Source organism: Rahnella aquatilis CIP 78.65 = ATCC 33071, assembly GCF_000241955.1.
In the GTDB taxonomy this organism is placed as follows: Bacteria; Pseudomonadota; Gammaproteobacteria; order Enterobacterales; family Enterobacteriaceae; genus Rahnella; species Rahnella aquatilis.
Window position 1 is genome coordinate 2470218 of the sequence record NC_016818.1, and the last position, 26583, is coordinate 2496800.

27 protein-coding genes and 1 pseudogene are annotated in these 26583 nt (G+C 51.8%); 14 read left to right on the forward strand and 14 right to left on the reverse strand.

The annotated features are described in order from the left end of the window. Nucleotides 1-61: 61 nt before the first annotated feature. Together RAHAQ2_RS11230 and manA are read right to left on the reverse strand one after the other, a co-directional pair. On the reverse strand, nt 62-1603 hold the full coding sequence (locus RAHAQ2_RS11230; RefSeq protein WP_015697343.1) for a YdgA family protein: 1542 nt from the start codon (nt 1601-1603) through the stop codon (nt 62-64). Between the two features lie 134 nt (nt 1604-1737). After that, nucleotides 1738-2919 carry a mannose-6-phosphate isomerase gene (manA, locus tag RAHAQ2_RS11235; RefSeq protein ID WP_015697344.1) on the reverse strand — a complete coding sequence of 394 codons (1182 nt, stop codon included), beginning with the start codon at nt 2917-2919 and terminating at the stop codon, nt 1738-1740. Between the two features lie 246 nt (nt 2920-3165). On the opposite strand from manA, the gene fumC reads away from it, so the two are divergent. Next, nucleotides 3166-4563 (forward strand): class II fumarate hydratase, encoded by a 1398-nt coding sequence (gene fumC / locus RAHAQ2_RS11240; RefSeq protein ID WP_015697345.1) that lies wholly within the window; start codon nt 3166-3168, stop codon nt 4561-4563. A gap of 60 nt (nt 4564-4623) precedes the next feature. On the opposite strand, the gene tus is transcribed toward fumC, so the two are convergent. Beyond that, nucleotides 4624-5559, reverse strand: coding sequence for a DNA replication terminus site-binding protein (gene tus / locus RAHAQ2_RS11245; protein ID WP_015697346.1), 936 nt, complete (start codon nt 5557-5559; stop codon nt 4624-4626). A 165-nt stretch (nt 5560-5724) separates the two neighbouring features. Beyond that, nucleotides 5725-6273, reverse strand: a complete 549-nt coding sequence (locus tag RAHAQ2_RS11250) for a hypothetical protein (RefSeq protein ID WP_015697347.1) — start codon at nt 6271-6273, stop codon at nt 5725-5727. Between the two features lie 110 nt (nt 6274-6383). Here RAHAQ2_RS11250 and RAHAQ2_RS11255 point away from each other — a divergent pair, with 110 nt between their 5' ends. Next, a complete protein-coding gene (locus tag RAHAQ2_RS11255; protein ID WP_015697348.1) occupies nt 6384-6950 on the forward strand; it encodes a DNA-3-methyladenine glycosylase I in 567 nt (188 codons plus the stop codon). A gap of 46 nt (nt 6951-6996) precedes the next feature. Here RAHAQ2_RS11255 and yqfB read toward each other — a convergent pair whose 3' ends face one another. The 4 genes and pseudogenes from yqfB to RAHAQ2_RS11270 all read right to left on the reverse strand — a co-directional run bounded on the left by yqfB (nt 6997) and on the right by RAHAQ2_RS11270 (nt 9966). Further along, on the reverse strand, nt 6997-7302 hold the full coding sequence (gene yqfB / locus RAHAQ2_RS25885) for a N(4)-acetylcytidine aminohydrolase (RefSeq protein WP_169314504.1): 306 nt from the start codon (nt 7300-7302) through the stop codon (nt 6997-6999). Between the two features lie 42 nt (nt 7303-7344). Beyond that, a pseudogene (locus tag RAHAQ2_RS11260) lies at nt 7345-8448 on the reverse strand (Fic family protein); the annotation flags it as partial. 92 nt (nt 8449-8540) lie between these two features. Continuing rightward, the gene (locus RAHAQ2_RS11265; RefSeq protein ID WP_015697350.1) at nt 8541-9080 is read right to left on the reverse strand and encodes a metallophosphoesterase; all 540 of its coding nucleotides are present in this window, start codon (nt 9078-9080) and stop codon (nt 8541-8543) included. A 280-nt stretch (nt 9081-9360) separates the two neighbouring features. Beyond that, on the reverse strand, nt 9361-9966 hold the full coding sequence (locus tag RAHAQ2_RS11270) for a transglycosylase SLT domain-containing protein (RefSeq protein WP_015697351.1): 606 nt from the start codon (nt 9964-9966) through the stop codon (nt 9361-9363). A gap of 219 nt (nt 9967-10185) precedes the next feature. Between RAHAQ2_RS11270 and RAHAQ2_RS11275 the strand changes: the two genes are divergently transcribed. Both RAHAQ2_RS11275 and gap read left to right on the forward strand, forming a co-directional pair. Further along, complete coding sequence (locus RAHAQ2_RS11275) at nt 10186-11175, forward strand: GlxA family transcriptional regulator (protein WP_015697352.1); 990 nt, start codon at nt 10186-10188, stop codon at nt 11173-11175. A gap of 78 nt (nt 11176-11253) precedes the next feature. Beyond that, a complete protein-coding gene (gap, locus tag RAHAQ2_RS11280) occupies nt 11254-12264 on the forward strand; it encodes a type I glyceraldehyde-3-phosphate dehydrogenase (protein ID WP_015697353.1) in 1011 nt (336 codons plus the stop codon). A 137-nt stretch (nt 12265-12401) separates the two neighbouring features. Here gap and RAHAQ2_RS11285 read toward each other — a convergent pair whose 3' ends face one another. Further along, on the reverse strand, nt 12402-12815 hold the full coding sequence (locus tag RAHAQ2_RS11285) for a VOC family protein (RefSeq protein WP_015697354.1): 414 nt from the start codon (nt 12813-12815) through the stop codon (nt 12402-12404). A gap of 175 nt (nt 12816-12990) precedes the next feature. Here RAHAQ2_RS11285 and RAHAQ2_RS11290 point away from each other — a divergent pair, with 175 nt between their 5' ends. Further along, nucleotides 12991-13449, forward strand: a complete 459-nt coding sequence (locus RAHAQ2_RS11290) for a MarR family winged helix-turn-helix transcriptional regulator (protein WP_015697355.1) — start codon at nt 12991-12993, stop codon at nt 13447-13449. 154 nt (nt 13450-13603) lie between these two features. Here the strand turns inward: RAHAQ2_RS11290 and RAHAQ2_RS11295 are convergent, their stop codons facing one another. Next, nucleotides 13604-14485, reverse strand: coding sequence for an NAD(P)-dependent oxidoreductase (locus tag RAHAQ2_RS11295; protein ID WP_015697356.1), 882 nt, complete (start codon nt 14483-14485; stop codon nt 13604-13606). Nucleotides 14486-14705: 220 nt separating this feature from the next. Here RAHAQ2_RS11295 and RAHAQ2_RS11300 point away from each other — a divergent pair, with 220 nt between their 5' ends. Further along, nucleotides 14706-15077 (forward strand): YebF family protein, encoded by a 372-nt coding sequence (locus RAHAQ2_RS11300; RefSeq protein ID WP_015697357.1) that lies wholly within the window; start codon nt 14706-14708, stop codon nt 15075-15077. Nucleotides 15078-15206: 129 nt separating this feature from the next. Then, nucleotides 15207-15473 carry a YjbD family protein gene (locus RAHAQ2_RS11305; RefSeq protein WP_015697358.1) on the forward strand — a complete coding sequence of 89 codons (267 nt, stop codon included), beginning with the start codon at nt 15207-15209 and terminating at the stop codon, nt 15471-15473. A 44-nt stretch (nt 15474-15517) separates the two neighbouring features. Here the strand turns inward: RAHAQ2_RS11305 and RAHAQ2_RS11310 are convergent, their stop codons facing one another. Next, nucleotides 15518-17137 (reverse strand): rhodanese-like domain-containing protein, encoded by a 1620-nt coding sequence (locus tag RAHAQ2_RS11310; RefSeq protein WP_015697359.1) that lies wholly within the window; start codon nt 17135-17137, stop codon nt 15518-15520. Next, entirely contained in the window at nt 17130-17735 is a 606-nt protein-coding gene (locus tag RAHAQ2_RS11315; RefSeq protein ID WP_037039349.1) for a cysteine dioxygenase family protein, read from the reverse strand. The genes RAHAQ2_RS11310 and RAHAQ2_RS11315 overlap by 8 nt, the downstream gene beginning before the upstream one ends. A gap of 185 nt (nt 17736-17920) precedes the next feature. Here RAHAQ2_RS11315 and RAHAQ2_RS11320 point away from each other — a divergent pair, with 185 nt between their 5' ends. The 7 genes from RAHAQ2_RS11320 (at nt 17921) to RAHAQ2_RS11350 (ending at nt 23750) form a co-directional block, all read left to right on the forward strand. After that, nucleotides 17921-18838 carry a LysR family transcriptional regulator gene (locus RAHAQ2_RS11320; RefSeq protein ID WP_015697361.1) on the forward strand — a complete coding sequence of 306 codons (918 nt, stop codon included), beginning with the start codon at nt 17921-17923 and terminating at the stop codon, nt 18836-18838. A gap of 82 nt (nt 18839-18920) precedes the next feature. Beyond that, nucleotides 18921-19319, forward strand: coding sequence for a NirD/YgiW/YdeI family stress tolerance protein (locus RAHAQ2_RS11325; RefSeq protein ID WP_015697362.1), 399 nt, complete (start codon nt 18921-18923; stop codon nt 19317-19319). A gap of 184 nt (nt 19320-19503) precedes the next feature. Next, nucleotides 19504-20601, forward strand: coding sequence for an LLM class flavin-dependent oxidoreductase (locus RAHAQ2_RS11330; RefSeq protein WP_015697363.1), 1098 nt, complete (start codon nt 19504-19506; stop codon nt 20599-20601). 9 nt (nt 20602-20610) lie between these two features. Beyond that, nucleotides 20611-21549 carry an ABC transporter substrate-binding protein gene (locus tag RAHAQ2_RS11335; protein WP_015697364.1) on the forward strand — a complete coding sequence of 313 codons (939 nt, stop codon included), beginning with the start codon at nt 20611-20613 and terminating at the stop codon, nt 21547-21549. Nucleotides 21550-21693: 144 nt separating this feature from the next. Next, entirely contained in the window at nt 21694-22392 is a 699-nt protein-coding gene (locus RAHAQ2_RS11340; RefSeq protein WP_015697365.1) for a DJ-1/PfpI family protein, read from the forward strand. A 131-nt stretch (nt 22393-22523) separates the two neighbouring features. Continuing rightward, nucleotides 22524-22751: a hypothetical protein gene (locus RAHAQ2_RS11345; RefSeq protein ID WP_015697366.1), complete on the forward strand. Its 228-nt coding sequence runs from the start codon at nt 22524-22526 to the stop codon at nt 22749-22751. 135 nt (nt 22752-22886) lie between these two features. Then, entirely contained in the window at nt 22887-23750 is an 864-nt protein-coding gene (locus tag RAHAQ2_RS11350; protein WP_015697367.1) for a pirin family protein, read from the forward strand. Nucleotides 23751-23806: 56 nt separating this feature from the next. Here the strand turns inward: RAHAQ2_RS11350 and oxlT are convergent, their stop codons facing one another. Further along, the gene (oxlT, locus tag RAHAQ2_RS11355) at nt 23807-25069 is read right to left on the reverse strand and encodes an oxalate/formate MFS antiporter (RefSeq protein ID WP_015697368.1); all 1263 of its coding nucleotides are present in this window, start codon (nt 25067-25069) and stop codon (nt 23807-23809) included. Nucleotides 25070-25323: 254 nt separating this feature from the next. After that, nucleotides 25324-26493, reverse strand: a complete 1170-nt coding sequence (locus tag RAHAQ2_RS11360; protein WP_015697369.1) for a serine hydrolase — start codon at nt 26491-26493, stop codon at nt 25324-25326. Nucleotides 26494-26583: the final 90 nt, after the last annotated feature.

Genomic DNA, 26583 nt, shown 5'->3' on the forward strand with positions numbered 1-26583 from the left:
GAAAAATCCTTAGGTAACTGAGGTTTTACTCCTCCCCTTAGCCGGGGAGGAGTAAAGAGGATTACTGAGCCGGTACCGGCGCTGGCGTCGGAGCCACCGGTGCTTCCTGCTCTGGGGTTGGTGCTGGCGCTGCCGGCCCGCCCAGGATCCCGAACAGACCTGCAAATTCCTGCAACGTCATTTTCTGGCCATTCAGGTCAACCTGATTATCAGCGTAATGGAAGTTACTGGAGAGGGTGTCATCTTTCACCGTGGTCAGTTTGAACATCTGACCCATTGCGGCCAGGCCCTGAACTTGCTGCTGAGCCAGTTTAGCAGCATCATCTGCGCTGTAGCCTTCCAGCTGAGCGACCTGCGTGGTGACCTGTGTCGCCATCGGCAGAGGGATCGTCAGTCTGGCATCAATCTTGTTTACCATCTGAGACAACATCTGATCCTGCGTCTGGGCAGGCGTCGCGGTCGGATCTTTCAGATCCAGTTGCAGGTTGAAGCTGCTTTCGCCTTTGCTGTTTTTCCAGCTCAATGGTGCAATGCTGATGCTCGGATTGCCTTTGAGCAGCAGTGGCAGATTCGCCAGCAGTAAATCGGCGGCCTGTTGCTGATAAACAGCTGGATCAATCTGACCCTGTTGCATCAGAAGTGCGCGGGATTGCTGGTTATAATTGTCGGCGAACTGTTTCATCGCCGCGCCATCCAGTTTATCCAGTTTCACTGTCAGTTTGGCTGAACCGAAATCTGCACCCTGAATTTTCAGTGCGTCGAGAGTGTAATCCTGCTGACCGCCGATGTTATTGCCATTTTCAGAGAATTTGCTCACCAGTTTGAAGTTATCCAGCGAAGCGGCATCTTTGCCGTCAACGTTCACCAGGATTTGCTTCACAGTCAGATTCTGATCACCCACACCGACCTGGAACTTACCTTGTTTGGTGTCGCTGTCCATGCTGAAACCGGCCAGGGTCACTTTTTCAAGCTGACCCCACTGATTTTTAGAGGTCAGGGCGATGCTGTCGGTACTGGCGTCCAGCTTCATCGCCGTCAGATCTTTGTCGACATCGACATTAATTTTACCGCCGGAGAAGGCCAGCAGGCTTTCATCTTTCTGATAGGTCACAGGAATGATGTCAGCTGCCGAAGAACTTGCCCCGCTGTAGGAAACACGGGTGTCAATGGTGACCAGAGACTTGCCTTTGGTGACATCAAACAGACCTTTCACCGTTGGCGTGTTTTGCAGTTCTGAATGAACGGAAGCCATGCTTGGGATCAGGTTGAATTTTTTCAGCTGAGCAGCGGGGAAAGGGCCATGATCGATAGTTTCGATAAAGGCAATTTCGTCACCGGTTTTCAGCAGGCTGGTGCCCGCCGTTGCGGCAGCAGGCTCCGGTTGCAGCACAATGCGCATTTTGCTGCTGAACAGCCCGCGCTGGTAATCCTGATAGCTGACTTTCAGTCCGGCTTTCGGATAAGCACTTTGCAGCTGGCTGTTGGCCGCCGCAACCTGCTCATCCATATGTTGTTCGATTAGCTTGCCCGTATACCACGAGACGCCTGTCCAGGCCGCGCCAAGGACGACAATGACGCTTACAGCGACTAACGACTTCTTCATATCTCTGTTTATCCTTATGAAATATCCCGAAAATAAAAAACGCCTTCCGGCGTTATTTGTCTACAGAGTGTAGCTGAATCAGCAAAAAAATCACCAAAATGGGGCAGTTAGCCCCATTTTGTTTAATCAGCTGTTCATTTATCGAGTGTATTGAACACGCGTGCTATACGGCCGTTGCCGCTGACAGTCACCGGTGACTCAGTGGCTGACAGGAAACACGATTCACCCGGACTGAGAACCAGAGTTTGATTGTTCTTAACCAGAACGCTCTGACCTTCAATACAGAAGACGATCGCCGCACTGTCCTGTTCCAGCGTTTGCGGTTCAGCAGCCAGGCTGTGAATCGAAAACGCAAAATCTTCGACCGGGATCGGGAAGTTGAGTTCTGCACCTTTGACAACCGGCGCGGTCAGCAATTCAGAAGCGGGCCTGGCGTTGAATTTCAGATTCGCCAGCAGCTCAGGGATATCAATGTATTTCGGCGTCAGGCCCGCGCGCAGCACGTTATCGGAGTTCGCCATCACTTCCAGCGAGACGCCTTTAAGATAAGCATGGGGCGTTTCGGCATACAGGAACATCCCTTCGCCCGGTTGCAGGGTGATCACGTTGAGCAGCAGCGGGGAGAACAGGCCGCTGTCATCAGGATAAAATTCAGAAATGCTGCGGATAGTGTCCCACGGTTCACCGTGTTGTTCATCCAGAACGGATTTCAGTACGTCCAGTGCACGGGATTTATCTTCACCTTCCAGACTCAGCAGGCCCGCAAACAGCGTCCGCAGGTGGTCAACGTCCGGAGACATCAGATAACTGGCGATTAACGGATGCGCACCGGACACGGGTTGCAGTAATGAAACAATTTCGCGCAATTCACGGAAACCGTTCATGGCCTGGAAAGGCGTCAGGGCATAGACCAGTTCAGGTTTGTGGTTCGGATCTTTATAGTTACGCTCGGCGGCATCCAGCGGAATACCGGCGGCATTTTCTTTGGCGTAGCCTATTTCAGCGGCACTTTTGCTCGGGTGCACCTGAATCGACAGAGGCTGATCGGCACACAACACTTTAAACAGGAAAGGCAATTCCCCAAAGCGCTTGGCCACTTTGTCGCCCAGTTGCGCCGTCAGATCGGCACTGATTTGGTCGCGCAGGGAGATGTCCTCGCCATGGGAATTCTCAACCCGGGAGCTACTTTTCGGATGGGCCCCCATCCACAGTTCAGCCATCGGACGGCCTTCTGCGTCTTTAATTCCGTAGAGTTTAGTCAGCGCGTCTTTACTGCCCCAGGCGTAATTTTGTACACCGTTATGCATCTTTTGCATTGCTTCATCCTGAATAGAAAATATTGCCGACTAGTAAACAATGACGAGGGCGGCTTTACAACTGCGAAGGCCCAAAAAATGCGGCTGACATACATTTTCAGATTGGGGATCGAATCGAATTATACGCCAGGCTTATATGTCACTATAATCAACAGGCCGCCAACGGATGCGTGGGAGCGCGTGCGGCAAATAAAACCCTGCAAAAAAACTGATTTATCATCGCAATAAGCATCTAAGGAGACAGTAATGGCATCTACACGCGTTGAGAAAGACTCAATGGGGCCAATTGATGTTCCGGCAGATAAGCTTTGGGGCGCACAGACGCAACGTTCCCTCGAGCACTTTCGTATTTCCTCTGAAAAAATGCCCACGGCGCTGATCCACGCGCTGGCACTGACGAAACGTGCGGCAGCCAGCGTCAATATGGATCTCGGACTACTGCCTGCTGAGCGGGCAAACGCCATTATTGCCGCTGCCGATGAAGTGCTGGCGGACAAGCATTCTGCCGAATTTCCGCTGTCCATCTGGCAGACCGGATCTGGCACCCAGACCAACATGAATATGAATGAAGTGCTGGCTAACCGGGCAAGTGAAATTCTCGGTGGCGTGCGCGGCGAAGAACGTAAAGTTCACCCGAACGATGATGTGAACAAGAGCCAAAGTTCTAACGATGTTTTCCCGACGGCCATGCACGTGGCGGCGGTGATTGAGTTGCGCGAAACCCTGATCCCGCAACTGAAAGTGCTGCATAAAACGCTGTCCGATAAAGCTACGGCCTACCGCGACATTGTGAAAATTGGTCGTACGCATTTACAGGATGCCACGCCGCTGACGCTGGGACAGGAAATTTCCGGCTGGATGGCCATGCTGGGGCATAGCCTCACGCACATTGAAAACAGCATCCCGCATATTGCCGAACTGGCGCTTGGCGGAACGGCAGTCGGTACCGGCCTGAATACACATCCTGAATACGCCGTGCGCGTGGCGAAAGCGCTGGCAGAACTGACCAGACAGCCGTTTGTGACGTCGCCGAATAAGTTCGAAGCGCTGGCCACTTGCGATGCACTGGTCCATGGCCACGGTGCGCTGAAAGGGCTGGCTGCTTCGCTGATGAAAATCGCCAACGACGTGCGCTGGTTATCTTCCGGCCCGCGTTGCGGCATTGGCGAGATCTCGATTCCGGAGAACGAACCGGGGAGTTCGATTATGCCGGGCAAAGTGAACCCGACGCAGTGCGAAGCCATGACTATGTTGTGCGCGCAGGTGCTGGGAAATGACGTTGCAGTGAACATTGGCGGCGCATCCGGTAACTTTGAGCTGAACGTGTTCCGCCCGCTGGTCATCCATAACTTCCTGCAATCCGTTCGTTTGCTGGCGGATGGTATCAGCGGTTTTAACGAGCATTGTGCGGTCGGCATTGAACCTAACCGTGATCGTATTACCCAGTTGCTGAATGAATCGCTGATGCTGGTCACCGCGCTGAATACGCATATCGGCTATGACAAAGCTGCTGAAATTGCCAAGAAAGCCCATAAAGAGGGGCTGACTCTCAAGGCGTCGGCGCTGAAACTCGGTTATCTGACCGAAGAACAGTTCGACGAGTGGGTGCGTCCTGAAGCGATGGTGGGCAGCATGAAGGCCTGAAGGACCACATTGCTGATGATGAAATGAGGTCCGGGAAACCGGACCTTTTTTCTGGCTGATTTATAAAGGATGATCGGTATAAAGGTGCAGGCGTTTAATCAGCAGACTCAGCGGCTGCGACTGCGGTTTGTATTTGTGTTTGATCATCGTGACATCATAATCCGGTAATACTCCCAGCTTCGGCATCTGCATCATCGGTGACCGAAGACACAACGCAATCAGCGGCAGCGGGCAGGGATGTTGCACCTGCTTCTGATTGTCGCGGTACCAGACGCGGGCAATGGGCTGAACTTTCACCGGGCGTTTGAATTTGAGCGCCGCATGTTCAGGCAGACGCTTCACGTCCATCATCTCGCGGTTAATATTTTCCATCCATTGCTCACGGGTATAAGGCGAGACAGCGCGCCCGGAATTCAGGCTTTTTTCCAGCTGTGCCAGGACTTCGTCGCGGGTCACATTCTTAATAATGTGTTTGTTCGCCCAACCAAAGCGCACGGAATCCGGGTCATTGAGATATGTCACCGAACGGTAAGCGTTGAGCGTTATCAGGCCGCGAAGGTGGGTATGCACAAACTCAAAACGCTGTTCACGGGCGAGACCGGATTCAACGGTCACGATGTGTTCCAGCTCAGCTTTCAGCTTATTCACTTCTTCAATCAGCAGCAGGGCAGACTGATGCTCCGCCGCGTCCACGGCATAACACAACACACCGGGTAAACGGACGGCGGATTTACTGCTGACATTCTCGTTATTATGATGAATAAACAGACGTTGAAAATGCTGTAACGCCAGATGCTGTGCAGCTTCGCCGGTGTGAGGCGTGACCGTAATTTTGTCCGCCGGATTATGTTCTTCGCCTTTCGCCACTTCAGGCAAGGCAAAGACCCGCGCCTGCAATAATTCCAGTCGCCCCAGGAAATTCCCCAGATCGTGCAATGCCATTTCCAGCTCGTTAAAACAACCGTTCATCCGGGCAATTAAATCATAATCCGCCATAAACCCTCCAGTTAGTTACAACATACAGTTTAGGTCATAACCACAATATGTGCACACATCAATAACGGGGAAATTATAAGCTTTAAGTATCAATGGATTCGGGCAGGCAGAAACTCACTGCTTATTGGATATCAATGAGTTACTGCAAGGCTAATTTTTAAATAATCACACCAGGGTGGTAGCAATATGATTGATTCTTTGCGAAGAGATTGGTGCTTCGATTTGAATTTCATCAACGCTGTTGAAATCGCGGATGAGCGCAGTATGTGCCAGCGATCTTGCCTCAGCAACTGACATACCTGCCAGTAATTCAGCCGGTAAAGAGTTTAATATCGCCTCGATGAGCGCATTTTGATCACGTTGGTAATTTTCAACAAATGAAAAACTGCGTTTCCCTATGATATTGATTTCATAAAGATACTGAAAATTTTTTTTTCCCGTAAATGTTCTTGTTTTCAGGAATTCCTTAGCACCTTTTTTGGTTCTGGATGCAAAAACCGTATTATCCCCGAATACCCGAAACTCTGCTTCATCCCGGCTTGTTGTTCCGATAAACCCCTGCGCCTTTATCATGTCCGGCTCTCGTGAATCGTATCGATAAGCACAAGAATTTCCTATGGAAATAAAGAATTTAGGAAAGGTATCATTCGTCACCGTTCCTTTTCCGTGAGCGGGGGTTGATGGGCTAAATATACGACTTAAACGACTAAACATGGTTCCATCCTGTTTATAAAGACGCGCAATATAATTCCTGTGCTTAAAAAATATGATGACACAAATCAATCTCGTTAGAATAAAGGACTTTTTGATTTCAGGAGTTCGCCATGACTGACCTGATCCGTTGCCTGTGGGGCACAAATGACCCGATGATGATTGATTATCACGATCATGAATGGGGAAAGCCGGTGCGTGACAGCCGGGCACTGTGGGAAAAACTGATGCTGGATGGTTTTCAGGCGGGGTTATCCTGGCGGATTGTGCTGAAAAAACGTGATGCATTGCGGCTGGCTTTTTGTCAATTTGAACCCGAAAAAGTCGCCGGATTTACCGAAGAAGACATCGAACGGCTGATGAACAACGCCGATATTATCCGCTCCCGCAGCAAAATCACGGCGGTGATCGGGAATGCCCGTGCATATCTCGCCATGCAGCAGGCGGGAGAAGATTTCGGTAAGTGGATCTGGTCACAAATCGGCGGAAAAGCGATTCAGCATACCGGGCCGGTACCCACCCAGAATGCGATGTCAGAACGTATTTCGAAAGATTTAAAAAAACGCGGCTTTAAGTTCGTCGGGCCGACAATTGTCTACGCTTGGCTGGAAGCAACCGGCCTGATTAATACCCATCATCCGGATTGTTTCCGCCGGGCACAGGTGGCGAAAGAAGCCTGAATTATCGAAGGGCGCGCAGGGAAGGGTTCCCGGCGCGTTTGTGCTATTAACGCAGGCAAAACTCGATCATAAATAATTCTTTCAGCCCCGGATAAATCTCGCTGATGATTTGTTTCAGTTCATCCAGCGTCATATTTTCCTGCATGGCGTGCTGATCGTTGAGATCATCGAACTGTACGGGAGTCACCGCGATAATCTCAATATTGCAGAAAAACACGTCATCTTCATAACGGCTGACGCGAACCTGATCGCCTGCAGTAAAATCCGCGTCGCTGGCTTCACGCAGGGTGATCGTTTTACGGCCAGCAAGAATATCAGCCTCAAAACGACCGTAAAAAGTGATATTTTTCATGGAGTTTTCTGCCTTAAAAATATTGAGTGCTCGGTTAATGTTATAACGCGTGCTCCGACCGCCAGAGGCAGATTTAATCAGGCAACCTCGCGAGATAAGATCGGCCAGGTGTCGGGTGGCAGTGGCTTTACTGACTTTGGCCACTTTCTGATACTGACTGGCGTTTATGCCTTCAGCGAAACCTTTTTCGCCGCCATCGAGCAACCGGTTAAGCACTTTTATCTGTCCCGCAGACAGATTGCTGGCGTGGTAAATCTGCCAGAAACGCGATTTATCCAGCGTCAGGTCAATGCGCTGAATTGCCGTATCCACAGTAGATTCAAGCATTTGCAAAAACCAGCTTAACCAGGGTGTCAGATCCATGTCTCCGCGCTGAGTTTTCTCAAGCACATCATAATATCTGTTACGGTGAGTAAGAATCGCCTCCGACATGGCATACAACCGCACGCTGTCGTGATCCGCCTGGAAGAGTGCCATATCGGTCAGTGCCCGGGTAATACGACCGTTACCATCTTCAAACGGATGAAGTGTGATGAACCAGAAATGAGCAAGTGCAGCACGAAGCAGGGGATCCAATGCAGGGCGGAACAACGACAGGTTGTACCATTCAATAAACTGGAGAAGTTCACTCGTTAACTGCTCACGCGGAGGTGCCTGATAATGCACTTTTTCATGACCCACACGTCCGGAAACAACGCGCATGGTGTCATCGCCACGCCATTGTCCCCGCCTCAGATAAGAAGGTGCAGGCTCGGCAAATAACCAGCAATGCCATTGAAAAAGACGGGCTTCTGACAACAAAACGTCTTCAGGATTAAAGACATCCATCATCATTTTCGCGAGACCTTCAGAGCGTTCCGTCATGCTGGCCGCGGGCTGAACGGCAATGCCCAAACGTTTAGCCAGAGACGAACGGACAGAATGGGCATCGAGTCGTTCGTTTTCAATCTCTGAAGATGCAAGAATGTTGTTCACCATGGCTTCAAGGGAATATCCGGTGGCTTCATCCCCAGGGCGAGATTCTACTTTACCCACCAGTTTACCCATTTTTAGCCGCGTTTGTCGCAACAGCGGTTGTACAACATCATCATCCCAGTTGAACTGAGGCCAGTCTGGTTTTTGCCAGATCCATTGCTTGTTATCCATAACGGGAACCTGTGAGCCGAATGAAAGAGTTATTCGGCTCATTATACGAGCCGAATAGGGTTTGTAAACGGCTCATAAAAATTTGCAACATATTAAAGAAGAACAGGGTGGCTAACCAGTTGGCTTTCGGTATACCGGTGGATCATAAATGACGGAGAATCGTTCACGGGAGGAACAATTTCTGTGCCAAACCATAAAGGGTTTTCCGGACAGATAGATCCGCAAATATAAGCCGGTATTCCTGCCAGTTGGCCGACCACTGAGCGGTGAACATGGCCTGCTGAGATAGCGATGGGTTTTCGCGGATGCTCACTTAAAAACTCAGCCAGTTTTGCCACATCGCCACACATTATCTGATCTAAAGGCGGAATGCCGCTGCGGATAACCGGATGATGCATGAAAACAATGGAATCCGCAGGACCGTCGCTGGTCAGATTTTCTGCCAGCCACGGCAGATGTGCGCCCACGGTGCCTGAGGGATTTCCCGGTATCCAGTTGTCGTCAATCAAATCACCGGTCAGCACAAGGGCGTCAGGCGCAATGAAATCAATCCACGACAGTGCGCGTTCAAAACGTGCGAGGTTATCATTATTTTCTGCTGCATGAATGTCAGACACCTGAGCGATAATCACCAAAGACCTCCGGGGGAGAATTTTCCGTTATCGGGAATAAGAACACTGTGAATGTAGACGATACAGGATGGATAATCAAAGTGCGTATAATGTATATTATGTTAAATGCGATAATAAACCCCGCACTCACTGAGTACCTGTCCTTTATCCTGCCTCACCTGCTCCGTTAAACGTCTCCTGACGATAATGATTTGATCGCGCTACGTGAATTCTGAGATTCATTCAATACCAATGTGCTGCAGAATTTATGTAGCGAATCCATTTATTCATCCCTCCGGCGCTATAAACCGGCATAGGCTTTTTCAACTTTGGCCATATATCTCGGTGCCTGCGGTGCCGGATGATACTGACGGACATGCCAGTTAAAAGCTTCCGGCGTAAGCTGATTAATCATCCTGATTGCCGTCTGCCGGTTACTGGAAAACGTCCGCAACAATGCGCCTGCACCATTAGCATAGGCCACTTCTGTAGCATAACGGCGTGTCAGCGGATCATTGATCCAGTTGAGTTGCTGGCGTTGTAACGCACTGATATAGGCGGTGCCCAAATCAATGTTGGTTTCGGGATCCAGTAAATCATCATTGTCAGGACAACCCCGTTTTCCTTTATAACGGTATGCGTCACAACCGCTGGTCGAGGCTTTCAGTTGCATCAAACCGATGGCATTTGAGGGACTGACGGCCTCGGGATTAAATCCGGATTCCACCTGAATAATAGCTTTAACAAGTTTACGGTCGACTTTATATTCATCGGCCGCATCTTCAATCTCATCATCCCAGGCATGGGTGTCGTATTTTTTATAATGAGGTTTACTGGAACAGCCCGCCAGAATCATTAGCATAACTAACACACTGAATTTTTTATGTTTATTGAATGATGAGATCATAATCTTCCCGGATTGAAATAAGTAATTCTCCACGTTGATAAGATACCGTTATCGTCACTCAGGGTCATGTATTAATGAGGGTTTTACAGAGACTCAGCGGTGCCAAAAGTGCGAAATCCTGTCTGTACGCCCTGCTCTCACTTTAATACGCTTTCTTGAAGACTTCATAAAAGCACTCCCGGGTTTGACTTATATAATACAGATTGTATTTTTAATGCCATGAACACATTCCTGATTATCGTCCCCGACGGGGGCATGTTATTCGAAGCAGCAGGCATTGCTGACATCCTCACGCAGGCAAACCGACTGCTGCCTTCCGACGTCAATCCTGACGCCAGAAACGCCCCCTATCGGGTAACGGTGGCGACCACGCAGCCGCATCGTGTCGTTCACGGTATCTCAGGGCTTAATTTGCTCGCGGATCACCGATTGTGCGATCTTGATCCGACATTGCCCCGTGACACTGTCTTAGTGACCGGAAAAGGGTTGTCTGAGGCAGAAGGTTCCGACGTTGTCCGCTGGCTGCAACAGGCTGCGCCGCATGCCCGCCGCGTGGTGTCTATCTGTGGCGGCGCGGTTTTGCTCGCCCAGGCGGGATTACTCAACGGACGCCACGCCACCACACACTGGCGTCTGATCGACAGCCTGCAGGCACAATATCCGCAAGTGAAGGTTGAACGCGGCCCGATGTATGTTCAGGATGGGCCGGTCTGGACTTCTGGCGGCGTCAGCTCAGGCTTTGACCTCACGCTGGCATTGGTTGAAGAAGATCATGGTTTCAGCATCGCCAAAAATGTTGCTCAGGATTTAGTGATGTTTCTCCGGCGTCCAGGTGGACAGTCGCAATTTAGTCGCTATCTTTTGAATCAGGCCAGCAGTGGCCCCATCCGCGAACTTCAGGCCTGGTTGCCTGAAAATCTCACCGGCGATTTATCTGTCGAAAACCTTGCTGAACGTGTTGCGATGAGTCCGCGAAATTTTACGCGCGTTTTCACCCGCGAAACCGGCGTAACCCCGGCAAAATATGTTGAGGAAGTGAGGCTGAGCGTCGCGCGGCAGCTTCTGGAACAAACGACACAAAGCATGGAGCGCATCGCCCTCACCACCGGCTTCGGCGGCGGGCTGAACCTGCGTCGCGTTTTTGAACGAAATTTACAACTGACACCGACAGAATACAGAGAACGCTTTTGCTCCAGAATGTTGGCGTAAATTGATTCTTTATTGTCATTTACGCCATTCCTCCTGCGTACTAGATTAACTGTAAAGCAGATAACTAAGGAGTTCATCATGGTCAAAGTAGGTATCAATGGTTTCGGCAGGATTGGACGGAATGTTTTGCGCGCCGCACTCGGGCGTGACGACTTCCAGGTAGTGGCAATTAACGATCTTACGGACAGTAAGACCCTCGCTCATCTTCTGAAATATGACTCACTCTCAGGCACGTTAAAAGCGGACGTCGAAGCTGGCGAAGGCGAATTGCGGGTTGACGGGAAACCGGTGCGCGTCTTCTCAGAAAGAGATCCCGCAGCAATTCCATGGAGCACTATGGGTGTTGATATCGTTATCGAAGCTACCGGTTTCTTTACTGAAAAAGCGAAAGCTGAAGTTCACATCACCCACGGCGGAGCAAAACGCGTCATTATTTCTGCACCGGCTAAAAATGATGACATCACTATTGTGATGGGTGTTAATGACGGCGAATACGACCCGGCAAAACACAAAGTAGTCAGCAACGGCAGTTGCACCACCAACGGTCTGGCCCCTGCGGCTCAGGTTCTGCATCAGACCTTCGGCATTGAACACGGTCTGATGAACACCACGCACGCCTACACCAATAGTCAGGCATTGCATGATCAGCCTGAAAAAGATTTACGGGGTGCGCGTGCGGCGGCGGTTTCTATTGTTCCGTATTCCAGCGGCGCAGCGAAAGCGATCGGGAAAGTTATCCCTGAACTGGACGGACGCATGACCGGTTATTCCCTGCGTGTTCCGGTGCCGGTGGTTTCCATCGTCGATTTAACCGTTAACCTGAAACGTGAAGCGACAGTTGAAGAAATTAACGCCGCGTTCCGCAAAGCGGCTGAATCCGGCCCGCTTAAAGGCATTCTCGGTTACAGCGAAGAGCCACTGGTGTCGAGTGATTATCGCGGTGACCCGCGTTCATCTATTATTGACGGGCTTTCGACGCTGGTGATCGGCGGCAAGCTGGTGAAAATTCTGGCCTGGTATGATAACGAATGGGGCTTTTCAAACCGCCTGGTCGATCTTGCACTGTTAATGGAAAAACGCGGTTTATAACCTCCTCTTTTCCTGCCAGAATAATGACAGACACCGCCCCGGGCGGTGTTTTTTTATGGCTCACAGACTGTCACCGTTATTAAAGAGATATACTGTATGTTGTAACTAATTAGCCGCTCACCGCAGGTGAACGAAAGTCATTCTTCCTGCGGACCGATTTTCATAAACGGGTTATATGCGATTTCCCACAGATGTCCGTCCGGATCGGCGAAGTAACCTGAATATCCGCCCCAGAACACTTTTTGTCCGGGTTTGATCAGTTTACCTCCTGCTTTCACCGCCTGAGCGAGAATGGCATCAACTTTGGCTTCACTGGCCACGGTTTGCGCCAGTGCAATACCGCGAAAACCATTCCCTGCCGGGCTCACCTGGGCATCTTTTGCCAGTTCTTCCCAGGGAAATAACGATAACCAGGCGCCAGCCAGTTCAAAAAAACTGACCCCTTCAGAATCGATAACGACTTTAGGAAAGCCGAGTCCATGCTGATAAAATTCGGTGGCAACGGCCAGGTCTTTAACACCCAGCGTGATCATGTTGATGACAGGTTGCATCGTTATTTCTCCTGAGTTTTCAAAAATTCGATCCGATACCCGGATAAGTCATCAGGGTATCACTTCCACTTGTCTCAAAATGTTAACAGCTCCTGACCTTTTCTGGTAAATGTTGCACATCGTGCTAATCTGACGCCTCAAAAACCTGCTTAAGCTCCGACAGTGAGGATCTCTTGTGACCATATTACGCCGCCGCCCGGAAGCGACCTCTCCTGCCGTCCGTTTCCTGCCTGAAACCATTCATATTGGCCGCCAGTTACGAACTTACTGTGATGCCCGTTTCAAAACTATCGGCCTGACGCTGGCACGCGGACAGGTGTTATTGCATCTGGAAGCCGCCAGCGGACGCCTGCCGCAGGGAGAACTGACGGCGTTGCTGGAAGTTGAACACCCTACCGCCATTCGCCTGTTTGACAGTCTTGCCGAGCTGGGCCTGCTGGAACGCTGCCCCGGAGAAACCGATCGTCGCTCGAAAGATATCAAACTGACCGAAACCGGAACTGAGCTGGCAAATCAGGTACGCATCATGACAGATGACATTCTGATCCGCGTCATGGAAGGTATTGCGCAAAATGATGTGGATATCGCCCGGGGTGTTCTCGCCAGTATTACTGCCAATATCGCCGCGCTTTAACTAGCGCTTTTTCTCTCATTTTATGCATTTCCCCGCCAGCAATAATCACTTTTGTTACTGATTTGTGTATCGTTATTTTCACCTGTAAATCTCACCCACGGCACAGCCGCCCGCTATCCCGCAGTATCCGCCACGAGAAGATCGGAGTAATAATTTAAGACTTATTGCCAAGATAGTGATACACCACCGCCAGATCCTTCCCGCCATAACCCCCGTCGACCGCACTCTGCCAGGTCTGGCTGATTCGTTTCATGACCGGCAGTTGAAGATTGCTGCCCGCTTCCAGCGCCAGATTGATATCCTTCAGCGCCCAGGTCAGTTGCATCTGCGGGGTGTAATCACCGCTTTTGAACATCTCCATCTTGCCCTTGATATACGGTGCGGCAAGCGGACCGCCTTCCAGCACATTCCACAGATCGTCGGGGGTGAAGCCCAGTGCTTCGGCAAGTTGCGTAGTTTCTGCGATACCTTCCATCATGGCAATCAGCCAGGCATTGACCACCAGTTTCATTTTGGAGGCACGCCCGGCGTCACCCAGCCATTTTGTCGCTTTGGAGATAGCGGCAAACACCGGCTCAATGGCCGCTCCTGCCTCGCGATCCCCGCTGGCCAGCACCACTATTTGCCCCTGCTCGGCCGGTGCTTTGGTGCCGGAAACGGGTGCATCAAAGAAGACGACATCAGGACGCTGCGCATTAATCAGTGCGATCAGTGATTCTGTTGCCTCAACCCCGAGCGTCCCCATCTGAGCAATAATGCCGCCCTGTTTCAGACCGGCAAGCAAACCGTAGTCACCCTGATAAACATCAAGCGTCGTTTTTCCATCGGACAACATAGTTATTACCACATCCGCCCCTTCAGCGGTTTCACACGGTGTCCGGCCGCGTATCGCACCGGCTTTCACCAAATCATCACCGCGCGAAGCCGTACGGTTCCAGACGCGGGTAGTGAACCCTTTTTTGATCAGGTTAGCGGCGAACGCGTGCCCCATTGCGCCCAGGCCCAGTACTGCGACCGTGGGTTGTTGCTGACTCATGTCTGACTCCTTGCGTCACAATGTATGTTGTAAAAAGGCTAACACTCAGGGCCTCTTCCGGGACATGGGCTTCTGTAAGCGAATGCAACAGAAAGGCTGATATTACTTAACCTCTCCAGACTAAGTGGCGTAACATACGCGCTTTCGTGCCTGGCGTATGATATTAATTTATTCAGGCAGCTTATGATTTGACTGATAATTTTTCAGGAGTGGCGGCATTATGAGTAAAGTTATTTTGATCGGGATCGTTTCGGTCATTTTCGTTTTGATGGTGCTGATGTTGGGCTCAGTGTATGTCTACCCGTGGTGGATGCAACGCTCCACAGAAGGTGCGTGCGCAGAGATCAGCAAGAACAATGCCATCGACACGGTCACCCGTGACTACATGGAAAACCGCATCCCAAACTGGGGTAACGATAAAGACAATATGGGCACGTCGGTGCCGGTTCTGAATTTCATCAGCGATGATACCAAAGAAGACAAAGGGACTTACAACATCCCGTTCAGCGCAAAAGGCCCGAATGGCACGCTGAGTTATGTCGCGCACTTTAACTGCTCCAATCACTATGTGAAATATTCGACGGTGGAATAAATCCATACGAACACCTTGGGCTGGCGCCCGGGGTTTTGTCCTTTTTGATTTTAAAGTCGCCCGTTGCAGCGACTCCTGCCACCATTTCGACTACACTGGTAGCCACTTTCCTCACAGGATGCAGTAAAAATGAAAAGACTGACCCAACAAGATATGACGGAAAGCGAACAGCGTGAGCTGAAAACTCTGCTGGATAAAGCCCGTAAAGCACAGGGCCGTGAGCTGACGAATTCGGAAAATAACCGGATTAAAGATGACTACATCGATACGTTGATGGCAGAAAAAGAAAAAGTCGCTGCGAAAGCGCGTGCCGAAAAGCGCCGTAATAAAGCCGTTCCAAGCACCTCTGCAACATACGACTGGACAGCCCGCACCCATCCGCGTGGCCGTCGTTAAAAGTTAACTGAACCTCTGCGTTTTTCACGCAGAGGCCTCAGCCCTCAGGCTTTCAGTAATCGGAAACCGTGCGTTCCGTCTTTTTCCAGTTGCCCGACCAGTCCGTATTCCCAGTCCAGATAATCCTGCATCGCCTGCGGGCTGACATCCGTGCCTTCGTAAGGACGACGATATCTGTCCTGCGCATTGTCCAGATAAACAGAATCACCGCGCTCGAGCAACAGCCCCTGATCGATCCAACCCACCGTGCCTTTCTCCAGCAAATAAACCGGTTTGCCGGTTAATTCAGCCAACTCCGTGACAGCGTAACGTGCCAGTAAACCGCTGGTGCAGGTGACAACCCAACGTTCTTTCTCCGTCTGTGAGGCGATAACCTGCGGGATATTCCCCCGCGTGGTCCAGACTGCCCCCGGAATGCGGCGGTGACGGAAATTCGCGCTGGTAGTGAGATCGACAATGCCGGTATTGCCCTCACTCAGCCAGTTCAGCAGCTGTTCCGGTTTGACAGATTCCACCGCCGGTGCGGGCGCCACGCGGGCTTTCCAGTCGCCCTGTTCAGTCAGATCGGCAGCCTCCACTTCAGCGATATATACTTCCCAGTTCATTTGTGCCAGCCATGACGCCGCCATGCGTGCGCGCACACCATCATTATCCACCAGCACGATCCGCGCACCGCGAACGCTGGCATAGTGATCGGTTTCCTGAACCAGCTGACCGCCGGGAACGTGACGCGTACCAGCCAGATGCCCTGCACGAAATTCTTCCACCGTACGTACGTCAAACACATATAGCGTGCGCGAATCATCTCGCTGCCACGCGCCTATTTGTGACGTTGTCACTGAGCGTACGCCAGCGCGTAAAGCCAGAGCCTGTGCACCCTGCAATGCGGTTCTGTGCGAAGTTTCACTGAGCGCAGGAAACTGTTTGTGTTGCAGATGTGACAGTTCCTGCCCCGCCAGCGTCCAGCCAATCGTCCCGTTGCGCAGCGCGGAAACCGGCTGTGTAAATCCGGCATTAATCAGAGACTGCGTGCCGATAATACTGCGGGTACGCCCGGCACAATTGATAATCACCTGCGTGTTTTCATCAGGCACCACATCTTTCAGGCGCAGTACAAGTTCGCCTCCCGGCACGCTCACGCCGCCCGGAATACTCATCACCTGAAATTCATCAAAACGGCGCACATCCAGCACGGCTATGTTTGCGCCCTGCTGTTGCAGCGCCAGCACCTGTTCCGCACTCAGGGACGGCGTATCATAGTGATGTTCAACCCATTCGCCGAAGGCTTTACTGGGCGCATTGACATCAGTAAATATCTCACCGCCCGCCTCTTTCCAGCCCGCCAGATCACCGGCCAGTAACGCAATGTCCTGATACCCCAGCGATTTCAGCAATTGTGCCGCACGGGTTGTTTTTCGCTCGCCGCGCTGCACATCATAAAATTCACCATTGTCATACAGCGTGACCGGCGTACTGCGGTTGGGAATGCGATCCAGCACATCGAGTTCAAGCTTCGACAGGGCCAGATTAGCGGCAAACAACGGATGTCCGGTGGCAAATGCCGCTTCTTCGCGCAAATCAACCAGCGCCACATCCTTCCCTTCAAGCAACGCCTCGCGGAGTTCTGAAAAATGACGTAAAGGCAGCGAATATGAATCAGTCATGATTTTTCTCTTTTGACAGGTCCCAGATATTGGGAAGGTGCGGGCTGGAGTAGCCGGAAATAAAGGATTTCTCTGTGCCGTCTGGCAGGTATACCGCCCGTGATATCGCACCGATATTACCGCCATAAACGTGAATACTGACCGATACCTGATCCTTGAAAAAATTGCTGACCTGGTGGATATCCAGCTGATCGGGGGAGATTTTCTCGACGTCGCCAACGTGCAGCGTAAGGGGATTTCCTTCCGGTTGCAGTGTTCTGTCGGGGTGGCGGGTATAATTCTGGCTGACTTCCGCGCCGCGCAGCATACCGATCAATCCCCAGACGCGATGGTCATGTACCGGCGTTTTCTGCCCAGGCCCCCAGACAAAACTCACCACGGAAAAACGCGACAACGGATCGGCATACAGCAGATATTGCTGATAATGCTCAGGATGCGGCTGCGCAAATTCATCCGGCAGCCAGTTATCCTCGCGGATAAGGCTGGCCAGCAGTTCGCTTCCCTGCGCGAGTATTTGCGTCTGCCCGTGCGGTTCCTGCACCAGCCGGGTGAAATCCGCCAGAAAGGCTCTCAGCGGCGCGAGCTGTAAAGTCATCATCGCTTTCCTCATATCTCATCACTGTTAATGACAGGCTAGCACCGGGCTGATGCAACCAAAATTCATTTTATGGATAAGCTAATATGCAAATTACACATAAAAATGTGCATCAGGATCCAGCTTCCCGCTGAAAATTGTTTTATTCTGCCGGGATACTTTATGACTAATCCTGACACTGAGTGCCCATGAAAATTGAAGACCTGACGGCTTTTGTTGCCGTTATCCGCCTGCAATCGACCCGGCTTGCTGCCGATGAACTGGGGCTGACACAGCCGGCAATTACCCGTCGGGTACAAAATTTTGAAGAATCGCTGGGTATTCCACTGCTGAACCGCCAGACCAAACCCCTGAAACCGACGCTGATGGGCAACCGCGTTTATCAGCAATGCCGCCATATTTTGCGTGAAGTGGATGCGCTCAGTGATTTGGTTGCCGCCGACAGCCCGCCCTCCGGCCTTTTGCGCCTTGCCGTACCACAAAGCCTGAGCGAAAGCAGTCTGTTGCCTGCCCTGAAAACGCTCTCTGCGCAGTTTCCGGAAATCCAGCCGCGACTTTCCAGCGGCTGGGGCGAAGAGTTGTTATTACGGGTACAACAGCAGGAGCTGGAAGCGGCAGTCGTGCTGTTCCCCGCCAGTAAGCAATTTCCGGAGGGTGTCGAAAACCAGCCGCTCGGTCCGGTCGATTTAGTGGTTGTCGGCCCGAAAGCCACACAGGCTTTGCCACAACGTCTGGAAGAGTGTTATCAGCACGGGTGGATCCTCAATCCGCACGGCTGCGGTTTCCGCGCCGCCCTGCAACGCGCGCTGACTGAACAGGGTTTACCTTTGCTCATCAATCTCGAGGCGTTTGGCACGACCTTGCAATTATCCCTGATCGCCGAAGGACGCGGCCTGGGACTGATGCCACGCGCGCTGGTAGAAAAACATGCGCTGCGTCCGGAACTGGCGCTGTATGCGCTGAAAGACTTCGCCCCCCGCAGCCAGTTGTGGCTGATTTATCCCAACGTTCCTGCGAGTCAGGTTCCGGCGATAGATGCATTTGCGGCGGCCATTGCTAACGGACTGGATTTACCGATACACAGCGCGAACAGCCTTCGGGAATAATCTGGAACAGCCCTGTTTGTGAGCAAAATAGTTATTTTCTGCCATGCTTTTTATGACTGGAAATAAGCAGAGGAAACTGACGATGAAACCATGGATCATTATTTTACTGACCGCATTTGCTGTTAATACGCAGGCTATGGCCGATACCGGTGGCGGGTTTAAAAATGACGACACTCCGCCACCTCAGCACAAACAGGACAGCGGCAAGCGTGGCACGCAGGATTCCCATGAGAATAACGTGGCCAATATTAAGAAAACGCAATCACTCAACTGGGTAACGATCGAAGGGAACTTAATTAAAAAAACCGGTGAGGACACTTATATTTTCCGCGATAAGACTGGCACGATGGAGGTGTTTATTAAAAAATCGGCCTGGGATGGTCAGGAAATTACCCCGGCGGATTTGGTGAGTTTAAGCGGACGCACCGAAAAGAAAGGACAGGATATTGTGCTCAATGCTGAGCATTTACGGAAACAGTAATACATCCCCCCTGACACAGAGTCATTCCCTCCCCCACGCGGGTGGAGGGAAAATCTTCATGCACATTTTTCATATTAGCTTATGAAGATAATGAATTTCTCACATAGTAAATTGCCGTTTATGGTGATAACTCCTGCCAGCGCAGACTTTCATCCGCTGGCCTCATCCCGAGGAGTGACAGCCTATGAGCGTGCAATTTATGGGTATGATCGGACACCGTCTGGCTTCCGAAATCATCCCCCCGACCGGCCCGATTTTCGATAAAAAATACATTTCCGATTTTGCCAAAGCCCATGAAGATGCCGGTTTTGATCGCATTCTGGTGGCCTATGCCTCTGACCAGCCCGATGCTTTTCTGGTCACAGCACACGCCGGTGCCAGCACATCCCGTATTCATTTTCTTCTGGCCCATCGCCCGGGCTTTGTTGCGCCGACCCTCGCCGCCCGTAAGCTGGCGACCCTCGATCATCTGCTGGATGGTCGCGTGGCGGTGCATATCATCAGCGGTGGCAGCGATGCGGAACAACGTCGTGACGGCGATTTTGTGGCGAAGTCCGGCCGCTATCAGCGCACGGATGAATATATCGATGTGCTGAAACAGAGCTGGTATTCAGAAACCGGTTTTGATCATCAGGGCGAATTCTACCAGGCGGAAAACGCGTTCTCCGCCATTAAGCCTTATCAGAAAAACCTGCCGGTATATTTCGGCGGATCTTCCGATGACGCCATCCGCGTTGCGGGTAAACAGGCAGATGTGTTTGCATTATGGGGCGAGCCGCTGACCAGCGCCGCAGAAACGGTGGACGCGGTAAAAGCCTCTGCGGCAAAGCACAACCGGGATATTAACTTCAGTATTTCCTTCCGCCCGATCCTCGGCAAAACAGAAGAAGAAGCTTGGGCGAAAGCCGATGAAATTCTCGCCAAGGCGACAGCCCAGCAGGCTGAAAAAGGTCAGACGCTGGCGGCAAAACCCCAAAGCGTGGGCGCTCAGCGGTTACTGAATGCCGTCGCGCAAGGCGACCGTCTGGATTCCTGCCTGTGGACCGGCATCGCAGGGCTGATTGGTGGTGGTTCAAACTCTACGGCCCTGGTCGGCACGCCGGAACAGGTCTCCGATGCCTTGTTGAAATATTACGATCTGGGCATCACCACTTTCCTGATCCGCGGCTTTGATCCGCTTAACGACGCCGTCGAATACGGCCAAAGTCTGATCCCACTGACAAAGCAAAAAATCGCCGCGCGGGAAGCCCGAAAACACACTTCTGCGACTGCACTGAGTTAAGGACCCCCGATGCAACTGAATGTGAGAAATCTTCTGCTGCTGGTCACGCTGACCGGTGCGGTATTCGCCACAAATGCCGGACAAATTACCCTGCGGGTCGCCGATCAGAAGGGCAATATGCGGGCACAACTGGAAGCGGCGAATAAGCTGGATAAACTGCCGTACAAAATTGAATGGTCAGAGTTCCCGGCCGCTGCGCCGCTGGCAGAAGCGCTGAATGCGCAGGCGGTGGATGTGGGTATTATCGGCGATGCGCCGCTGTTATTTGCGCAAGCAGCAGGCGCACAGGTGAAAGCCATCGCCGTGGATAAGTCAGACGCCTACGGCACCGCGCTTTTGGTGAAACCGGACAGTCCGGTCAAAAGCGCGGCGGATCTGAAAGGCAAAAGTATCGCCACCAACCGCGGTTCTATCGGACATTTTGTTGCGCTGAAAGCCCTTGCCTCTGCCGGGCTGAGCGCCAAAGACGTCACGTTCCGCTTCCTGCCGCCGAGCGATGCAAAACTGGCGCTGACGCAAGGTTCGGTGGATGTCTGGGCGACGTGGGAACCCTACACCGCATTCGCTGAGACTCAGGATCATCTGCGTGTGGTGGTCAATGGCCGCGGTTTGTGGTCGGGTAACAGCTTCCTTGCCGCGACGGATACGGCGCTGAAAGATAAGGCTAAACGCGAGGCCATCGCTGACTATCTTCAACGCCTGAGCGATGCACAGATATGGGCGTATCAAAATCTGGATGCGTACAGCGAAAAACTGGCGAAAATTATCGGTTTCCCGCTGGAGGCCGCAAAGCTTGGGTTCGAGCGCCGTAAATCCTACTGGCAACCGATAGATGCCGCGACCGGGACGCAGCAACAGCAAACGGCGGATTTCTATCATGCGCAGGGATTATTGCCCGTCGCGCTGAACGTCACCGGCACCTTTGATCATTCGTTCCTGCTGAAATAATCGCGAAGAAGCGTGACGACTGCCTGTTGCATCACTCCCCGAAAAATCGGGGAGTGATATGTAGTCATCCGGATGTTAATTGACTACTCTGCTTAATCAATTTCTTTGTCAATCCTCAGATGTCCGGCAAACAGGGAGCAGTAAATGAGCGACTTTCCGGCTTTATCAATCGGCATGCTTTTGTTTCCGCAACTTACACAATTGGATCTGACGGGGCCATTTGAAGTCTTCGCCAGAGCACCGGGGGCCAAAATCCATCTTATCTGGAAAACGTCGGATCCCGTGACGTCTGACCGGGGCATGCGTATTTTACCCACCCATACATTTGAAAATTGCCCTGAACTGGATGTCATCTGCATCCCCGGTGGACCCGGCCAGATAAAACTGATGTCCGATGATGAGACGCTCACTTTTATTCGCCATAAAAGTGAAAATGCCCGGCTGGTGACTTCAGTATGCACAGGTTCTCTTGTGCTTGGCGCAGCGGGCCTGTTACAGGGTTACAAAGCCACGTCCCACTGGGCTTCGCTTGACCAACTTACCTTACTCGGTGCCGAGCCCGTGAATGAACGCGTGGTCAGGGATCGCAACAGGATTACCGGTGCGGGGGTAACATCAGGCATAGATTTCGCTTTAAATGTCATTGCCGATATTTATGGCAACGACATAGCGCAAGGTATTCAGTTGCAAATGGAATACGACCCTGAACCGCCCTTTTTATCAGGTTCTCCCCGTGTGGCATCCGCGAAACACGTTGAGCAGGCCCAAAAAAACATGGCCTCCTTTATTGAGACAAGGCGCCTCGCGACAGCCGCCGCAGGGCTTAAATTACGCAAAGGCTAGTTTATTAATACACAGATACGCTAAGTTTTCAGCGAGTTGGATAAACTGTGAACTGTCGCCCTGCAAGTAAAGCCCGGACGTGGTTAATAGAGGATGTCGCCCGAAATCAGGCTTAGCTAACAGGATGCAGCATGGAAAATTACGCCAACAAAAGCGGTGATTCACAGGTTGTCAGCTTCCAGATTGATGCCAACTCGATTAAAGTCCGCTTCAAAAATAATCACGTTTATCTTTATGACATCCGTCATCCCGGCCCTGAACATCTTGAAAAGATGAAGGAACTGGCGCGTGCTGGCTGGGGATTAAATACTTATATTGAAAGCGAAGTGAAAACGGATTTTTCTTCGAAAGTGTTTTAGGCCGTTCGGGGCGTCCGTGAGCCGGTCGCCCCGCTGCTTTTACCTGAATTACAGCTTGTTAACATTCCTCTGTGACAACGTCTCCAAACCCCGCTAGTCTTCGTAAAAAGCCCAATGTTTTCCCGGAGCATGACCATGACCCGTAAAATTGTTCAGCAATACAAAGCGTATCGCGATGATATTCGTGATTTGCAAACCCGCCGTCCGCTGCCCGGACCGCAGCTCGAACAACTCGAACAACTCGATCCTTTCCTGTTTCTCAATCATCACGGTCCGCAGGTGTACGCGCCGGATAATCTCGGACTTCCGTTTGGTCCGCATCCGCACCGCGGGTTTGAAACCGTGACATTTATTCTGCGTGGCGAGCTGGCGCACAGCGATACCGGCGGTCATGAAAGCATTATCGGTCCCGGCGGTGTGCAATGGATGACCGCGGGTTCAGGCCTGATCCATTCGGAGCTGTCGCCGGAATCGTTTAAACGTAACGGTGGCGAACTGGAAATTCTGCAACTCTGGGTTAACCTGCCTTCCCGCCTGAAAATGACCGCTCCGGGCTATGTCGGTTTGCAGGCATACGAGATCCCTCAGATCTCACTGAGCAAAGGTCAGGGCACCATCAACCTGATTTCCGGCAGCATCGCGGGCGTCACCGGCCCGATCGATTCCCTCACCGGCGTGACCATGATGACTGTACAGATGACAGCGGGCAGCGAAGTGACCTTACCGGCACCTGTCGCGCGTCAGGTGTTTCTGTATACCGTTAAAGGTCGTCTCATGATTGATAATACTGAGGCACTGGCGTGGCATCTGATTGAGATGGATAACAGCGAAGACCGCGTAACCCTGACGGCAAAAGATGACGCAACTTTCCTGTTCGGCCATGCCGATAAAATCAATGAACCGGTGGTCTCACACGGGCCGTTTGTGATGAATACGACACAGGAAATCAATCAGGCCATTCTCGACTATCAGGCCGGGAAATTTGACGTGAAGTTATGACAGGACAGTATAAACATGAAAAAGGCGCCGAAAAGGTGCCTTTTTGCTGTTTAAGGTTATTCAGCACGGGCTGCCTGCATAAAACGGGCACGCCAGGGTTTCAGTACCCAGAGCGCCAGAATGGCGGTGACAAAATCCAGCGTGATGGCGCAGGTGAATACAACGTTCCATCCGCCCGTGTGCTGGTAAATCAGTGCCGCAAGCGGGCCGCCAAAAATGGAGCCTATGCCCTGCGACATATACAACCAGCCATAATTAGCAGTGGCATTCTGACTGCCAAAAGTGTCGGTCAGCGTTGACGGGAACAAGGAAAAAATTTCTCCCCAGCCAAAAAACACCACGCCGGAGAGCAGAACAAACAACACAGCATTGTCTCGGCACATCAGCCACAAAATCATCGCACAGCCTTCCAGCGCAAATGCGATAAACATCGTCTGCTCACGACCAAATTTATCCGATATAAAACCGAACAGCGGGCGTGTCAGCCCGTTGGTAAAACGGTCAATGGTCAGTGCCAGCGGCAACGCGGCCATGCCAAACACCACCGCTTCCGTGATACCAAAATCATGGGCAAACACCGCCATTTGCGATGTGACCATCAGCCCTGAAGTCGACATCATCGCCATCATGAAAAACATCAGCCAGAACAGAGGCTGCCTGAGCATTTGTTTCGGACGGTACTGTTTGCCTTCCGTCACCATGACCGGCACATCCTGACGCTCGCTGAGCGACGGCGGCAGCCGTAATCCCTGGCTGGCCAGAAAACCAATGACGGCGAAAATAACGCCAAAGATAATCAACGTACTTTCCAGCCCGCGACTGGTCAGGGACGTCGAAACAGGGAACGTGGTCAGAATTGCGCCCATTCCGTACCCGGCGGCCACCATTCCCGCCGCAAAGCCACGTTTATGCGGGAACCAGCGCACCATCAACCCGACGACACCGACATAAACAATGCCGGTACCCAGTCCGCCGATGCAGCCATAAACCAGATAAAGACCAGCAATGCTGCTGACTTGTGACGCCAGTACCCAACTGAACCCTGATAACAGCGTGCCGATTGAAATCAGTTTCCGCGGGCCAAAACGTTCAATCAGGCTGCCCTGAAAAGGAGAAAAGAAGGTTTGCAGAATTATCAGTAGCGAGAACGTAACCTGTAACTCTGCCAGCGGAACCCCCAGTTTAAGCGCGAGCGGCTTAGTCAGCAGAGTCCAGACATATTGCGGACTGGAAATCGCCGCCATGCAAATCAGCCCCAAAACTAACTGCCGCCACCGTGCGCTGGCCGCGATTGTCATGGGCATATTCAATGTTGTCATTCGTCGTCTCCCTTATTTCCTGTCAACGCCAGCCAAAGATTTTTAACATTGCTAGCAAGAAATAAGTTCTCAGCAACAAACATGCCACATTGATTCGATGGGATTTTCAGGTAATTACACCTGCCCTGTCCGACGGGGAGGAATAAAGATGTCGCCCCGGTGCCGCAGAATGTTCAACTGTGGTGCAGCAGGTGCAAAAAAAGAGCCTGCTTTTCGGGCAGGCTCTTTTTGCGTTTTGACAAGCGGAGCAGAACTCAGATTTTCAGTTTCACATAATCAATCGCACGGCTGATGATCCCGCCCTGGGCAACATCTTCCAGTGCAACCAGCGGCACGGTTTTGATGACTTTGCCGTTATCCACGATATTGATACTGCCAAGCTCCTGACCTTTCTTCAGCGGTGCGTCAATTTGCGGACTGGTCAGCACATACTGCGCTTTCAGCTTATCGGCATCGGCCTGCGGCACGCTGATGAACACATCACTCAGGGAACCGACTTTCACCTGAGGATGAGCACCAAACCAGACGTGTTCGCTGGAAACGGTCTGATCGGCTTTGAAAATCTGTTTACTGGTGTATTCGCGGAAACCCCAGGTCAGCAGTTTGCGCGCCTGTTCTTCGCGGCCTTTTGAGCTTTTACCGCCCATCACGACGGCGATCAGACGGCGGTCACCCTGCGTGGCAGAGGCAATAATGTTGAAACCGGCGCTTTCAGTGTGACCCGTTTTCAGGCCATCAACCTGCAGGTTTTTATCCCACAACAGCCCGTTACGGTTTTGCTGAGTGATGTTGTCATACGTCAGCGATTTCTCGGCATACATATGATATTCCTCAGGTTCTCCGCCGATAATGGCGCGGGAAAGTTTCGCCAGATCGTAAGAAGTGGTGTATTGCCCCGGCGCGTCCAGACCATGAACGGTCTCGAAATGCGTATTGGTCAGCCCCATACTCACCACGTACTGATTCATCATTCCAACGAATGAATCCTGGCTGCCCGCCACATAATCGGCCATGGCCACGCAGGCGTCGTTACCGGAAGTTATGATGATGCCGCGGATCAGGTCACGCACGGTGACATGGTCGCCCGGTTTGAGGAACATCAGTGAAGAACCGGCCAGACTTTTATTACCGGCGACCCAGGCTTCCTGCGGCACCGTTACCACGTCATCCATGGTGATTTTTTTATGATCTAACGCGCGGTCAATGACATAACCTGTCATCAGTTTGGTCAGGCTGGCCGGGTTACGGCGCTCATCCGGGTTGCCCGCGGCCAGCACATCACCGCTGGCATAATCCATCAGCACAAAAGAAGCAGCGTCAATGCTTGGCGGCACGACAGGGAAATCAAGTGGCGCGATAGCTTTCGCACTGCCTGCAGAGAACATTAATACACAAGATAAAACACTCATTACACTACGTTTCACTGAATCTTCCTTAAACACACCATATTGCCGGGTTGTTATTAAACCCGGCAATATATCAAAAACCTGGGGGATAAAATCTGCGGCATAGGT